Here is a 13,934-nt window from a genome sequence, read left to right as displayed (position 1 = left end):
AAAATGGGTAAAAAAGCAAAGGAAACAAAAGATAAATTAAAAAAACGATAAAATATACTTGACACTTGCCAGGGTCTGTATTAAAATGATTAAGTGTCGAAAATTTGGTTCACGAATAATTGAACTGAAGATTGATTTCTATAAATACTTTTTACGATTGTTTAAGGAGGTTCGAGTTTGAAATGAAAACTTTTATGGCGAAAGCCCATGAAGTTGAAAGAAAGTGGTATGTTGTTGACGCTGAAGGCAAACCACTTGGAAGATTGGCTAGCGAAGTTGCAAAAATATTGAGAGGAAAGCATAAACCTGAATTTACACCACATGTTGATACAGGTGACCATGTAATAGTAGTGAATGCAGAAAAGGTTGTTCTCACAGGAAAGAAATTGGATCAGAAATTATACAGACATCACTCACTTCATCCTGGCGGTTTGAAAGAAATAAAATACAGAGCGTTTTTACAGGAAAAACCTGAAAGAGCTGTTGAAATAGCTGTTAAACGTATGCTTCCAAAGAATAGTCTCGGAAGAGCAATGTTTAGAAAATTGAGAGTATACAGAGGGCCTGAGCACGAGCACGCAGCTCAAAAGCCTGAAAAACTTGAAATATAATAACTAGGAAGGGATGAGTAGGATTTTATGTCAAAGGTACAGTATTACGGAACTGGAAGAAGAAAGAAATCAGTTGCAAGAGTTAGACTTGTTCCTGGTGAAGGAAAAGTTATTATAAATGATAGAGATCTTGACAATTATTTCGGTTTGGAAACTTTGAAAGTTATTGTTAAGCAACCATTAGTACTTACTGATACAGTTAACAAGTTTGATGTAATCTGCAAAGTTATAGGTGGAGGTTTCACCGGTCAAGCAGGTGCAATAAGACACGGTATTGCAAGAGCTCTTGTAAAAGCTGATGAAGAGTTAAAGCCGGTATTGAAGAAAGCTGGCTTCCTTACAAGAGACCCAAGAATGAAGGAAAGAAAGAAATACGGTCTCAAGAAAGCAAGAAGAGCGCCGCAGTTTTCAAAGAGATAAAGTTTTTGTGTTTCTGTACACTCGAGTTTGTTCAAACTTACAAAGTTTGTTTACGAGTTTACAAAACCGTCATTGGTTTAAATACCTTTGGCGGTTTTTTTGTGTTTAAATAGCTGAAAAATGGTTAATAAATTGAAAAATAGGTATTTAAAGAAGGATTTGAAAGCTAGACTAGAGTATATATAAATTAAAATGTACCGACAAATGTACTTATTCAAACGCAGCTGTTGCATGAAAACCAAGAAATATTCATGGAGAATATTTAAGGAGTATATTCATGGGTAAAAAAAGCTTCAACTATACTATTTTTTTCGCTATAGGTAATTTTGCTGTGTTTGTAGTCATTTATACAATTAGTATAATTTTTGTTATCAAAATAATTGATATTTTGATATTAAGAATATTATTAATAGGTGTTCTGTATTTTGCATGTTCCTTTTTGGAATTGAAAATATTAATAAGAGTAGTTAATCCCGCGATCGAATTTTTTTGCCTGAAAGTTACAAAAAAGAAAAGGAATTAAATGTACAAGAGTATAGAGAATTTTTAAAAGAAATGTCTAAAAAGAAAAGATAGTATAATAAATGGAGTTTTATGAAATTTTGCTTAAATAGGGACAAAGAGATGCTTTATTTCTAATTTTAATATATAGTGAAAAACTTAATAACGATATTAAAAGTAGGTGATTTGAATCGATTTTAATTTTGCCGAGACATCAAGGAAATAAGCAAGCTCGGAGAAATATCAATTAACTAATTTCATACGCTTTAAAAATTATACGAAAAAGGTATTGACTGTCACCTTAGGGGTTAGCCTATGATAAATATAGGGTGATAAATATGTTTATAAAAGATGTTTGCAGAGAGTGTAAACTGACTAAAAAAGCAGTTGAATATTATGAGCGGCATGGATTGATTTGTCCGAGGATTGATGAAAACGGCTATCGAAACTATAGTGATAAAGATATTTTAGTGTTGAAAGAAATTGGAGTTTTAAGGAAGTTAGGCATTGGTATTGCTGAAATTAAAGATATCCTTGCAAGTGCAGATAAATCTGCTGCTTTGGCAAAAATTAAATACAAGATGGATTTGGAAATTGAAAAAGCAATGGCTAAGAAAAAGTGCATGGAGCAATTAATAAAGGATTATGACATTGAACAGGCAATTAAATATATTGATGGAGACATTGAGAAACATTTCACAATTAAAGAAAAACTGCTTCAGGTATTTCCCGGAGCGTATGGGATGTATTTGTGTGCACACTTTGGGCAGTTTCTGAATGGAAAGATTGACACAGAGGAAAAAGAAAGGGCATATAATAAAATCGTTGATTATTTGGATAAGATTCAAGAAACTGAGTTTCCTAAAGAACTGGAAGATTTTTTAGAGAAAGGTTTTGAAGACTTTGAAAAAGAAAATATGGAGAGAATGAATCTATCTATAGTAGATTCAGTAATTAATGCAGACAAGTATATAGAAGAAAATAAAGAAGTTATTGAAAAATATCTTGAATATATAAATACCGATGAATATAAAAATTCACCGGCATATAGAATGAAGCAATTACTGTTAAAGTTTCAAAAAGAAAGCGGATATTATAATATATTTATTGAAAATTTAAGAATATTAAGCGATTCATATCGGGAGTATTTTGAAAAAATTCATACTGCAAACAGAATTTTCTTAGACAAGTTTCCTCACACCGGTAATATGTATAACACTTAAGTTGCGTCAGTTTTATTTCTTCGCTTTTTTCAAATTAAAGCTGAAAAAATTTTATAAATATTAAAATCTTTTATGAAGAAAATTGTTTGCGCAATATATGATATTTTTATTATGAATTTGGTTATATAAAAAATAAAAGAATCTATATACAGTAATAGGTAGCTTAGTTTTTAAAGAAATATATGGAAAAGTTAAATAAACCGATGTATTATAGAAGTATATAAAACAGTATAATTTTACCATAAAATTGGAGGATAAAAAAATGTCTGACATGAGCAACATCTTAACATGGACCCTATTATCCGAATGCCCCATTCCGGATGATGTTAGTGAGCTGCTAGTAGATGGTGAGGTGGCTGTTGCGGCTTATAAAACTTTTCGAGACAGTGCAATTTTTACCGACAGGAGACTGATCGTAAGGGATGCACAGGGGCTTACTGGTAAGAAAGTGGAAATATATTCTTTGCCATACTCGTCGATTGTTATGTGGTCTACCGAAAATGCAGGGCGCTTTTTAGATTTTAATGCTGAGGTTGAATTGTGGACCAGAGCGGGACATATCAAGATAAATTTACAAAAGGGAGTGGATATTAGGAAGTTTGACAAGTTAATAGCCAATGCACTTTTGAAAGGATAGTTTTTTATGCAGCAGTTACTTTTTTAATATTTGTGTAGGTGAGGACACTTTTCTGTAAAGAGATTTGCAGGAAGTGTCTTTTGTTTTAAACGAAATAATATCTAGAAGCTACAAGCATCAACGTATTTTACACTTTTTCCGATAGCCGTAGTATCGAGGGAAAAACTTTATTTTTTTGGATGGAATATAATATTAATTTGTGAAAATAATGTTAATGGCAATTAAATGAAAATAAAATCGAGCTTAATTGTGTACAGCTTTATAAAAAATAAAATTTATGTATGTTAAAATAATAGAAAAAAGATACTATATACTGCTAGCTTGAACATATTTGATGTTACTATCAAATACGTTCAAGCTAATTTTTGCGTAAAACTTGGTGTAGACTTGAATAACTTAATATAGTTTGAAACTGTTTAATGCTTTTTATTATTTACATAATGCTTTCTTGACAAAAAAGTTAGCTGAATAAAGTAACAATGTTGTATATATAAGAGGTAATAAATATATTGCTAATATTTGCATTATGTGATTATTTGAAAAAGTAATGCCATCCAATAATATATTAGATACAAAGTTATTTTGTATACTATTCATATCAAAAGGTGCAACAAAACCTTTAATGAATGGGACAACAGTATTTACTATTGATAATATCAACCATGATATGAAAATAGCAATCATAGAGGCACCTGAGGTTTTAAAGAAAGACGATATAAAAATCTGAAGTGCTGTAACAAATGAAAAAACACATAATATAACAAGACAAACTAAAATTATTTCTTTTATACTTATTACTGTCTCAAAAATATTTAATAATACTATACCGCATATAAAATAACAAAGCAATACAGGTATTGTACTTGCTAAAAGATAATAGATGAACTTTCCTAGAATTAATTGTGTTGGTTTTATTTTTCTTACTTTGTACCAGTTCATTGTCCTTCTTTCATACTCTTTACAAACTGAACTGCTTAGTAAACTTGAACTGTAGATTAGGGCTATTTGTGTTAAATTTTGAAAAATACTTGTGCTAATATTAATAAAATCAAAAGGCTTATTATTAATTTTAAGTACAGCAAAAGAAATAAAGAATACTAATAAAACAGTTACTAAGTAAAAATAATACAATTTTTTTCTCGAATGTTCTGTTAATTCAATTAATATTATTCTTTTCAGCATATATTCTTAACCTCACTTATTGTTTAAGTCATATTTTTTAGCATGGGTAACTGCTATTAAAGAAAAGTTATAGTCTTAAGTAGTAGTGTAAAATTGATGACTTAAAATTACTGGAAAATATTGTCCCTTGAAAATAAAGCCACGATATGGTTTTCTACTATGTTAGCCAAACAAAAGTAGAGGAGGTCATATCATGGCTACAAAAGATATAATGCCACTAATCGAAGAAATTTTCAAGTATTATGGACATGTAAAAGATGGAGATTTCATGAGAGATCTGATGGCTTTAATACTAAATAAGTTGATGGAAGCTGAAGTGACTGCAAAAATTGGTGCAGATAAGTATGAACGTACAGAAGAAAGAAATAATCAAAGGAATGGTGTCAGAATCAGACCATATAATACCCGTCTTGGTACCATTGATTTAAAAATACCTAAACTTCGTGAGGGAACCTATTTCCCAAGTTTTCTAGAGCCTAGGCGTATGTGGGAAAAAGCACTTGTTAATGTTGTTCAGGAAGCATATGTCCATGGTATAAGCACCCGAAAAGTGGATGAATTAGTTCAGGCACTTGGTATGGAAGGTATTGATAAAAGTAAAGTATCACGCATAAGCCAAGAACTTGATGAATATGTTACTCAATTTGTAAACCGTAAATTAACAATTAAATATCCATATTTGTGGTTGGATGCAACATTTCCAAAAGTACGGGAAGGTGGACATGTAGAAAACATGGCATTGGTTGTAGCAGTAGGTGTTAATGAAAATGGTGAACGTGAGATTTTGGGTTTTGATGTTGGACTTACAGAAAGCGGGCCATTCTGGACAGAGTTTTTACGCCGACTTGTAAATCGTGGATTACATGGAGTCCAACTTGTTATTAGTGATTCTCACGAAGGGTTAAAAAAGGCGATTTCAGAAGTTTTAGGAGGTTGTTCGTGGCAAAGGTGTCGAGTGCATTTTATGAGGAATGTATTAAGTCAGGTGCCACGGAAACAGCAAGGTATGGTATCAGCAATAGTAAGAACAGTATTTGCAGCACCGGACCAGAAAACAGCTAAGAATCAATTATATACAGTTGTAGAACAGTTAAAGGGAAGATTTCCGAAAGCAATGGAAGTCTTGGAAAATGGATGTGAGAATGTGTTGCAGTATATGGAGTTTCCGCGAGAACATTGGGCACAGCTACATTCCACGAATCCATTAGAAAGACTAAACAGGGAAATACGGCGAAGAACTGACGTGGTAAGTATATTTCCAAATCGTGAATCAGTAATAAGATTGGTTGGATCAATATTAATAGAGCAGCACGAGGAATGGCAAATTGGTCGAAGGTACTTTAGTAAAGAATCAATGAATAAGTTGGTAAAGCCTGCAATTGGGACATATAGTTTGGCCCCAGAGGCATTATTGCACAAATAAAGTTAGCTTGCTTTTTTAGCTGAATCCCGAGGCTATTTTTACTACACTTAAATGGCCTTAGGCAGTGTCCGCCATGCTACACTGGAAAATTGCGGAGGATGAGGTAAATGTAACTTGCTTCTTCCCCTCATCCCTCGGCACAATAAAGAGAGCATGGCGGAATGTGGTTGTCAAGGAAAAGCCCGGTTTGGGCCCTTGACAACCACATTAGCGGAAATTAAAGAAACATAGTAGAAAACAATTTACACCACTTGACAAGACACTATCAAAATCTTTGCCAGTTGATATGTATGGAATTTAAGAATCTGTAGGCCACATCCCTTGCAAATGGTATATCAAAGCTTTCTGCTTTATAGTTCATAAACAGATTTTTACCTGTAAAAACAAGTTCAAACAGTACTTTGAATACCGTAAGACAAGGAATACCTTTATCTTTATATGCGTTTGACTTTTTTAACAGATAGCCTACAGAAAACATTTTGAAAAAGTTATCAACTGTCAAAGAAAATCTATTTTCTTCCTTAACCTTCTGTGATACAATAGACATGTTCAAGAACCTCCAAATTGTCGATTTAATAGGGTTTGGGTACTTCTATTATATCACATAGAAGGGGGTTCTTGTACTTTTTTATTGCCCAAATCTATTGATTTTTCAATGTTCGCTGCACATTAACTATATGCGAAAGTTGATAAAAATAGTTAAATCAAATGGCAAAGCAAGGATGGGAGCTGAGTAAAAAATCTTTTAAATATGAGTTTCGTAAGGTTGAGCCCAGTAATAATATTATAAAAATTGATTTTCGCACTTTTAAGAATAATAGAAATTTCAAAGATTATATTGCACTTATTATATATAGTGGATGGGAACATATATCTGGTAATAAGTATTCAGGAACACAATACTTTAAAACAGTCAATGAGAGTGGTGAAGATTATACTTTTTCGGACATTTATTTAAAAGATGTTTGATATAAAAGATTATCAAATATGTGGCTAATGACAGCAATATCTTATTTACCGATTTTTATTGCATTGATAATGAATGAAGCTATTAATGTTAAAGTGTTTCTTAATTCAAAATTATCGTATTATACACCTGGGTTATGGGATAGAACTGGAATATCTTTTTGGAAAGCATTTTTATTTGAAACACCTTTTGCGATAATGAGAGGGTTCTCATGGTTGTTTTTCCAATTACTCATTGTATTGTATTTTGCTTTAGCATTCAAAGCAGAAAATCATTATAGGAAGGCAAATTTAGAAGGAAAAAGTATATAAATAGATTTACCTTGTGAAAATACTAATTAATTTTTATTGTACTAAGAAGGGTATTTCGAAATCATGTATAATTAAATATGAGAGAATGGATAGGATAAAAGGAGGATCTGTTGTTTTTAGGAAAAGAAATACTTGAAGGTTTAGAGCAAATTATTCCTTTGTAATTAGTACGGGATGAACGTACAGCAATGTTTAGCGATACAGAGCTTACTAAGAGGGAAGAACATTTATTATGGCAGAATAAAAGACTTTAATATTGCTACAGAAAAAATTCTTAATTGTATCAATAATATTGGGGGATTGAATTTAACAGTATAAGCATTGTATATAAACTTAAGTCAAAATTATAGTACGGAGGGAAAAAATGAGTATTGATTTTGATAAGATTTCGAAATTGGGATTCGGAATGATGCGTCTTCCGGAAAAAGACGGCGAAGTAGACATCCAGCGGGTATGTAATATGGTGGACGATTTTATGAAAAAGGGCTTCAACTATTTTGATACAGCCTATGTCTACCATGGAGGAAAATCTGAAGTGGTGGTTAGAGAAGCAGTTGTAAAACGTTATCCGCGAGATGCCTTTTATCTTGCCACAAAGCTTCCGGCATGGGAGATGAAAAAGGCTGAGGACTGTGACAGAATATTTAATGAACAGTTGGAACGGGCAGGAGTGGACTATTTTGATTTCTACCTGCTGCACAGTATAGAGGAAGGAAATAATTATGATACCTATATCAAATATAATTGTTTTGAATGGGGAATCGAAAAGAAAAAGAAGGGCCAAATAAAGCACTTTGGATTTTCTTTTCACGGATCGCCGAAACTGTTGGATAAGATTCTTTCTGAACATCCGGAAGTGGAATTTGTGCAAATTCAATTGAATTATGCAGACTGGATTAGTCCCATTGTTCGTTCCGGAGAACTGTATGAAGTACTTAGAAAATATAATATGCCGATTATTGTAATGGAACCGGTCAAGGGAGGCATGCTTGCAAACATTACACCGGATCTTGAATCGATACTGAAAAAACATCGGCCGGATAAAAGTGTTGCTTCCTGGGCATTGCGGTTTGTTGGTTCTCTTGAAGGTATTATGACAATATTAAGCGGTATGTCCAACGAAGAGCAAGTTAAAGACAATTTGGAGACGTTTGAGAATTTTGAGCCTTTAAGGGATGAAGAAAAACAAGTTCTTGATGAAGTGGCAAAGGCTCTCATAAAACAGCCAACCATTCAATGTACTTCATGCAGGTATTGCTGTGACGGATGTCCGGAGAAAATCAGTATTCCTGACATAATCAGTGCACTGAACACAATGCGGATGTATGGCGAGGACGCCAGACCACGCTTTTTCTATAATAATTTGATGGACAGAAGCGGCAGAGCAAGTCAATGCATAAGCTGTGGACAATGCGAAAGTGTATGTCCGCAACATCTGCCAATTATTGAAGCAATGAAGGAAGCTTCCAAAATATTTGACAGATAATTCTTTAAAATTTTATTCCTGCAATCTGTTGAGGTTGCAGGAATTTTTTGTGACATTTTTTACGGTCATATATATTCCAATCGATAGTATTATTTATAAATGTGAAAATAATTATGTTGGTTAAAAGATTAAATTTAAATATTCAAAAGTTGCAATAGAACCAATGATACCTGTGCTAAATGCAATAAATTTTTTCGATTTTGAATCTAGAATTACTTGAAATAAAATCACGCTGCAAATTATAATTGAAAAATACATAAATATGAAAGTCCTTTCGCGAGAAGCCCAGATAGTGGGAGAAAAAGCCATTATAAAGCGTGAAGCGAAGCCAAGTAAAAATATAAAAGTTAATAGAATTGAATATTTTTTATTATCAAATATAATATATAATGAAAATAGAATACATATTAAGACTAAGGTTATTATATAATCCGGTAACCAAGTGTCAATAGAAAATATTTTAAAGCCGGTTCCGTATTCAGTTATTGAATATTTAACATAAGCAATTATAGGAGATGATTCTAATAATAGTCCCTTTGGATATCCAAATATTATGTTAGAAGCCAATGGTATAACTGCTATTATTTTATGTAAAGATTTTTTCTTGGTAATTATAGTACATATCAATAATAATCCGCTAAACAATGTAAATATCTTATTTGGAGTCATAATAAATTCGAATAAAGCAGATGAATATCCGATTTCAGTTTTTTGTAAAAATGATATATTGGGATATTCAGGAAACCATTTTCCTACCTCTGCAATTTTTCTGGCGTAATTACCAGGGCATGTGAGTATAAATATCATGCTGATAATGCTTAATAAACTTTGGATAATCATAAACAAATTTGGCTTTTTCTTAAAAAATAAATATACTGTAAACACTAGATATACTGAAAAAATAATTGCACACATTTGTTCCTGATTTAGTGCAAAGAGTATTGCTAATATATAAAATATATACTCGAAATTTTTTATTTCTTCATCGAAAAGTATTTTTTTTATTGGTATCATGGAAAATAATCCGAAAGCAAGCGGCCAGGAATAATTCATTGTTGTTGCTATCCATCCTGCACTATTCATATGGTTGATTGGGTAGATAAATACAAAACTTGTAATTATCCAATTTTTTAGCCTGGTATCACAGCTTGGAATTAGCTTTGATATACTTACTGCGATTAAAACCATTATAGCTGTATCTAATATTCTCCATAGCCACTCAAAATGAACTAATATTATGAGAAATGATTCTATTATTAATCTTGAGGACCAATTATAATAACGGTTTACAATAAAGGGGAGAATATTTAAATTGTTTTTGTTCAGCATGGTTATATAATAACTGTCATCTCCCCATCCTAAATCAATGCTGAAGTGAAAAAGAAACATTCCTAGCGCGAGAATTATAAAAGGGAAATAATCCCATACATATAACTTCTTTACTTTATCCAGCAAATATTTCATCATATATCTCCTTGAAAATGGAATATTTATGTGATAGACAATGAAATTTTATATTATATTTATTAAAGAAGTCAATAAAATCTGATTTTTATATTAAATTAATAGTTGCATGTTCATAAAGCTTTTTGCCTGAATTATTTTGTTAAAATGTATTTTAATCCTTATTTTTCGCGGTTTAACTGCTCTATTTTCCATTGACATTTCCAAACCATACGCAGAAGAGCCAAAGCAATAATACCAATTAGTATTGCCAGTAACCAGTATATCGGGCTTTTTGTAGTTAACGCTGCACCGAGTTCTATTAGTAAACATATAATCTCTAGTATCAAAGCTGTTTGAAAAAATTTCTTTACTTTAGTGTAATAATTAATTTTTGAATCTATATCGGTATACATTTCAAAAGGGCCGTCTTCAGCTTTTTTTCTGAGATAAACCCATCTGAACCATCTAGCAACTACTTCAACACCGCTGTCTTCCAAAAATTCAAGGTAGTCTTGTTCGTCTCCATGGTCATCAAGTAAATCGATTTGATATATATACTCGCCGGGTTCACACGGAACAAATGTATATAAACCTAAGAAAAAATCTTTTAAGGCCCATCCGTTTGATGACATTTTGTGTAACCAATTTACTTCTTCGTCCATATCATAATATAATCTGAATATTTTCATACCGATTCCTCCATTAATTTTGAGTTATGAATGAGTTCTTCCAATCGCTTTACCTCTTTATAAAAGACTTCTTTACCGTCATCGGTAATCAGATATTCCTTCTTTTTTCTAGAGGTCTTATCTTCGCTGTATAGCTTTATCCATTTTTTCGAAAGTAAGGAATTTATAGCGCCGTATAGTGTACCGGGGCCGAGTATTACCCTACCTCCGGTAATTTCAGTGACTTCCTGAATGATTCCATATCCGTGGTTGGGTTTTCTTACAGCAAGCAAAATATAAAATATTGCTTCAGTTAAGGGTAAATTACTTTCCAAACATATCACCTCTCGACCTATCGTGTTCCGATATATTTAATATATCACCTGCCGATATATTTGTCAATATGTAACAGGAGTAAATTTCTTTTTGTATAGTATTTGACGTTTTGTTATAATTGAGTTCGGTATAAATTTTAGGTAAGGGTGAAGGACGAATGAGAAATAAAAGAAATATCTCAATTTTTTGTATAGTTGTACTTGCTATTATTGTAGGAATAGCTTTTTATTTTGAAAGGGATAATTCTGTGCCTATGCCTTATGCTGATTTTTATAATCATGTAAAGAACGGCAATGTGGTTTCAGCGGAAATTGGGCGCGACAGAGTAAGATTCTATTTAAAAGGAGAGCAGGAAAAATACAGTACCGACAATCCGGAATTGGATTCTTTCAAGGAGTTTTTACTACTAAATGGAGTTGAGGTAAGCTCGGAGGAAAACATTGATGAAATTCTGGTTACAGTTACCGATATGATTTTTAACGTCATTTTTTTCGGGATTATAATATTCGGTGTATATAAACTTATCAGTTACAGGAAAAACACCTTTAAAGTTATTCGTGACAATAAAACTAAATTTTCGGATGTTGCAGGCATGGAGGATTTAAAGAGAGAAATGCTTCAGGCTGTGGATATATTGAAGAATCCGCAGAAGTATGCAGAAAAAGGGATACGTCCGATAAACGGCATCATGCTGGAAGGAAGTCCCGGAAACGGAAAGACGTTGTTTGCAAGGGCATTGGCAGGGGAAGCCAAGGTCAATTTCATTGCAACGAAGGCAACAGATTTTCAGAGCGCAATTATGTCTATAGGGCCTGCCAAAATTAAGGCTTTGTTTAGAAAAGCCCGTGCAAACAAACCTTGTATAATATTTATAGATGAATTTGACGGAATAGGTGAGAAGCGTTATTTTTCAGGAGCAGGAATTGACAAGGAAAACAACAGGATTATTACTGCAATGTTAAATGAAATGGACGGTTTTACCCGTGAGGAGGGGGTTATGGTTATTGCCGCCACCAATAACTATAAAGCTCTTGATGAAGCATTAGTGCGTCCGGGAAGATTCGATAAAAAATATACGGTTCCTAATCCCGATTACAACACTCGAATTGAGCTGATAAATATATATACAAGGAAAAAGAAGCTTTCTCAGAGTGTGTCGATTGAAAAATTGGCAGCCCAGTTTGATGGATTAAGTTGTTCTCAGATAGAAACAGTTCTTAATGAAGCTGCAATGGTTGCCTCTGGTGATGGACGAGAGGATATAACCGAAAATGACATTATCGAAGCGATAAGAAGGATATGTAATATTTCAACAGTCAGAGAGACAAGAAGAACAAAATAAATATATTGAAGTTTCGATAAAAGATAAATACTAAAAGAAAAAATATTTCAGGAAAGTGGAGATATATATCATGATGACAATTTTATTGGTGATTATTTATGCTTCTTTTATTAGTTTAGGGTTGCCCGATTCTTTGCTGGGGTCTGCCTGGCCGTCAATGTATATGGATTTGCAGGTTTCAGTATCTTATGCTGGGATTATTTCAATAGTGGTTTCATGCGGAACTATCATATCCAGTTTCTTCAGTGTAAAAGTGATACGCAGGTTTGGCACCGGAAAAGTAACAGCGGTAAGTGTACTTATGACCGCCATTGCCTTACTGGGGTTTAGTGTATCGAGAAATTTTATTTTTCTATGCCTGCTTTCTATACCGTTGGGTTTAGGGGCTGGTTCGGTGGATGCAGCTTTAAACAATTTTGTAGCCCTTCATTATAAAGCAAAACATATGAGTTGGCTGCACTGTTTTTGGGGAATCGGTGCTACAATCGGTCCGATAATTATGTCCTATTGCCTTAACAAAAGAAGTTGGAGTTCGGGATATAGAACTATTGGCTTTATTCAATGCATTCTGGTTGTTATTTTGTTTGTGTCATTACCTATATGGAAAAAGGTCGAGAAGAATCAATCGGATATGAATGACGGAGAGAACAGTGATTTGGGATTTAGGGAATTGCTTAAAATAAAAGGAGCAAAGTTTGCATTCCTTGCCTTCTTTTTTTACTGCTCTTTAGAATCAACCTGTGGATTGTGGGGAAGCAGTTTTATGGTTTTTAACAGAGGAATTTCGCCTGAAGTCGCAGCAAGGTGGATTTCACTGTTTTATATGGGAATAACCTTCGGACGTTTTATCTCGGGATTTCTTATGATAAAAATAAGCTGTTCCAAAATGATACAAATAGGGCAGGGAATTGTTACAGTTTCTCTCCTGTTGATGATACTGCCTTTAGGCGATATGTTTTTAAGAATTGCTTTGTTTTCAACTGGTGTAGGATGTGCACCTGTATTTCCGTGTCTGATTCATCAAACTCCTGAGAAGTTTGGTGCTAAAATGTCCCAAGCTATGATTGGAGTTCAAATGGCCTGTGCATATACAAGTATTACTTTGATGCCGCCATTATTTGGACTTATAGCAGATAACATTTCTATATCTTTATATCCCTACTTTCTTTTTATTTCGTTGATTTTTATGATTGTTATGACAGAAGGGCTGAGAAAAGTAGATAAAGCGGCATAATTGAATTTTTGTAATAAATGAAGTTTATTTTTATTAAAGAGAAAGGAGTATATTTTGACCTGATAAAAGACCGAAAATGGGTAATTTCATAAAGCACAAAATAAAAAAGCTTCAAGCAGGATTTTTGAATCTTGCTTGAAGCATATG

At 32.9% G+C, this 13,934-nt stretch carries 13 protein-coding genes and 1 pseudogene; 9 read left to right on the top strand and 5 right to left on the bottom strand.

What is annotated here, in order from left to right:
* Positions 1-182: 182 nt before the first annotated feature.
* From rplM to CLOCL_RS18830, 4 genes are all read left to right on the top strand, one after another.
* Positions 183-611, top strand: a complete 429-nt coding sequence (gene rplM, locus CLOCL_RS18850) for a 50S ribosomal protein L13 (protein WP_014256808.1) — start codon at positions 183-185, stop codon at positions 609-611.
* A 27-nt stretch (positions 612-638) separates the two neighbouring features.
* Positions 639-1,031 carry a 30S ribosomal protein S9 gene (rpsI, locus tag CLOCL_RS18845; protein ID WP_014256807.1) on the top strand — a complete coding sequence of 131 codons (393 nt, stop codon included), beginning with the start codon at positions 639-641 and terminating at the stop codon, positions 1,029-1,031.
* 839 nt (positions 1,032-1,870) lie between these two features.
* Positions 1,871-2,755 carry a MerR family transcriptional regulator gene (locus tag CLOCL_RS18835; protein ID WP_014256805.1) on the top strand — a complete coding sequence of 295 codons (885 nt, stop codon included), beginning with the start codon at positions 1,871-1,873 and terminating at the stop codon, positions 2,753-2,755.
* A 262-nt stretch (positions 2,756-3,017) separates the two neighbouring features.
* A complete protein-coding gene (locus tag CLOCL_RS18830) occupies positions 3,018-3,392 on the top strand; it encodes a PH domain-containing protein (protein ID WP_014256804.1) in 375 nt (124 codons plus the stop codon).
* 429 nt (positions 3,393-3,821) lie between these two features.
* Here the strand turns inward: CLOCL_RS18830 and CLOCL_RS18825 are convergent, their stop codons facing one another.
* The gene (locus CLOCL_RS18825) at positions 3,822-4,574 is read right to left on the bottom strand and encodes an ABC transporter permease (RefSeq protein WP_014256803.1); all 753 of its coding nucleotides are present in this window, start codon (positions 4,572-4,574) and stop codon (positions 3,822-3,824) included.
* A 193-nt stretch (positions 4,575-4,767) separates the two neighbouring features.
* Between CLOCL_RS18825 and CLOCL_RS18820 the strand changes: the two genes are divergently transcribed.
* Complete coding sequence (locus CLOCL_RS18820; protein ID WP_014253808.1) at positions 4,768-5,997, top strand: IS256 family transposase; 1,230 nt, start codon at positions 4,768-4,770, stop codon at positions 5,995-5,997.
* A 268-nt stretch (positions 5,998-6,265) separates the two neighbouring features.
* Here the strand turns inward: CLOCL_RS18820 and CLOCL_RS18815 are convergent.
* Positions 6,266-6,544, bottom strand: a pseudogene (locus CLOCL_RS18815) (IS4 family transposase); the annotation flags it as partial.
* Between the two features lie 161 nt (positions 6,545-6,705).
* On the opposite strand from CLOCL_RS18815, the gene CLOCL_RS23870 reads away from it, so the two are divergent.
* Together CLOCL_RS23870 and CLOCL_RS18805 are read left to right on the top strand one after the other, a co-directional pair.
* Entirely contained in the window at positions 6,706-6,966 is a 261-nt protein-coding gene (locus CLOCL_RS23870) for a DUF2812 domain-containing protein (RefSeq protein ID WP_198528742.1), read from the top strand.
* Positions 6,967-7,639: 673 nt separating this feature from the next.
* A complete protein-coding gene (locus tag CLOCL_RS18805; protein WP_014256801.1) occupies positions 7,640-8,761 on the top strand; it encodes an aldo/keto reductase in 1,122 nt (373 codons plus the stop codon).
* 120 nt (positions 8,762-8,881) lie between these two features.
* Here the strand turns inward: CLOCL_RS18805 and CLOCL_RS18800 are convergent, their stop codons facing one another.
* The 3 genes from CLOCL_RS18800 to CLOCL_RS18790 form a co-directional block, all read right to left on the bottom strand.
* Complete coding sequence (locus tag CLOCL_RS18800; RefSeq protein WP_148263808.1) at positions 8,882-10,225, bottom strand: DUF6056 family protein; 1,344 nt, start codon at positions 10,223-10,225, stop codon at positions 8,882-8,884.
* A gap of 161 nt (positions 10,226-10,386) precedes the next feature.
* The gene (locus CLOCL_RS18795) at positions 10,387-10,896 is read right to left on the bottom strand and encodes a DUF2812 domain-containing protein (protein WP_014256799.1); all 510 of its coding nucleotides are present in this window, start codon (positions 10,894-10,896) and stop codon (positions 10,387-10,389) included.
* Complete coding sequence (locus CLOCL_RS18790; protein WP_014256798.1) at positions 10,893-11,210, bottom strand: PadR family transcriptional regulator; 318 nt, start codon at positions 11,208-11,210, stop codon at positions 10,893-10,895. Before CLOCL_RS18790 ends, CLOCL_RS18795 begins: the two co-directional genes overlap by 4 nt.
* A gap of 158 nt (positions 11,211-11,368) precedes the next feature.
* On the opposite strand from CLOCL_RS18790, the gene CLOCL_RS18785 reads away from it, so the two are divergent.
* Both CLOCL_RS18785 and CLOCL_RS18780 read left to right on the top strand, forming a co-directional pair.
* Entirely contained in the window at positions 11,369-12,553 is a 1,185-nt protein-coding gene (locus CLOCL_RS18785; protein ID WP_014256797.1) for an FtsH/Yme1/Tma family ATP-dependent metallopeptidase, read from the top strand.
* 70 nt (positions 12,554-12,623) lie between these two features.
* Positions 12,624-13,787 (top strand): MFS transporter, encoded by a 1,164-nt coding sequence (locus CLOCL_RS18780; protein WP_014256796.1) that lies wholly within the window; start codon positions 12,624-12,626, stop codon positions 13,785-13,787.
* Positions 13,788-13,934 lie beyond the last annotated feature (147 nt).

It is taken from the genome of Acetivibrio clariflavus DSM 19732 (assembly GCF_000237085.1).
Classification (GTDB): Bacteria; Bacillota; Clostridia; order Acetivibrionales; family Acetivibrionaceae; genus Acetivibrio; species Acetivibrio clariflavus.
The sequence above is the reverse complement of the archived record's forward strand: the minus strand, read 5'-3'. Positions and strand labels throughout refer to the sequence as shown.

Excerpts from the sequence above, each read along its gene's own strand:
- CLOCL_RS18795 (WP_014256799.1), bottom strand. The coding sequence starts at position 10,896 with ATGAAAATATTCAGATTATATTATGATATGGACGAAGAAGTAAATTGG.
- CLOCL_RS18785 (WP_014256797.1), top strand. The coding sequence starts at position 11,369 with ATGAGAAATAAAAGAAATATCTCAATTTTTTGTATAGTTGTACTTGCT.
- CLOCL_RS18780 (WP_014256796.1), top strand. The coding sequence starts at position 12,624 with ATGATGACAATTTTATTGGTGATTATTTATGCTTCTTTTATTAGTTTA.
- CLOCL_RS18800 (WP_148263808.1), bottom strand. The coding sequence starts at position 10,225 with ATGAAATATTTGCTGGATAAAGTAAAGAAGTTATATGTATGGGATTAT.
- CLOCL_RS18820 (WP_014253808.1), top strand. The coding sequence starts at position 4,768 with ATGGCTACAAAAGATATAATGCCACTAATCGAAGAAATTTTCAAGTAT.
- CLOCL_RS23870 (WP_198528742.1), top strand. The coding sequence starts at position 6,706 with ATGGCAAAGCAAGGATGGGAGCTGAGTAAAAAATCTTTTAAATATGAG.
- CLOCL_RS18805 (WP_014256801.1), top strand. The coding sequence starts at position 7,640 with ATGAGTATTGATTTTGATAAGATTTCGAAATTGGGATTCGGAATGATG.
- rpsI (WP_014256807.1), top strand. The coding sequence starts at position 639 with ATGTCAAAGGTACAGTATTACGGAACTGGAAGAAGAAAGAAATCAGTT.
- CLOCL_RS18830 (WP_014256804.1), top strand. The coding sequence starts at position 3,018 with ATGTCTGACATGAGCAACATCTTAACATGGACCCTATTATCCGAATGC.
- rplM (WP_014256808.1), top strand. The coding sequence starts at position 183 with ATGAAAACTTTTATGGCGAAAGCCCATGAAGTTGAAAGAAAGTGGTAT.
- CLOCL_RS18825 (WP_014256803.1), bottom strand. The coding sequence starts at position 4,574 with ATGCTGAAAAGAATAATATTAATTGAATTAACAGAACATTCGAGAAAA.
- CLOCL_RS18835 (WP_014256805.1), top strand. The coding sequence starts at position 1,871 with ATGTTTATAAAAGATGTTTGCAGAGAGTGTAAACTGACTAAAAAAGCA.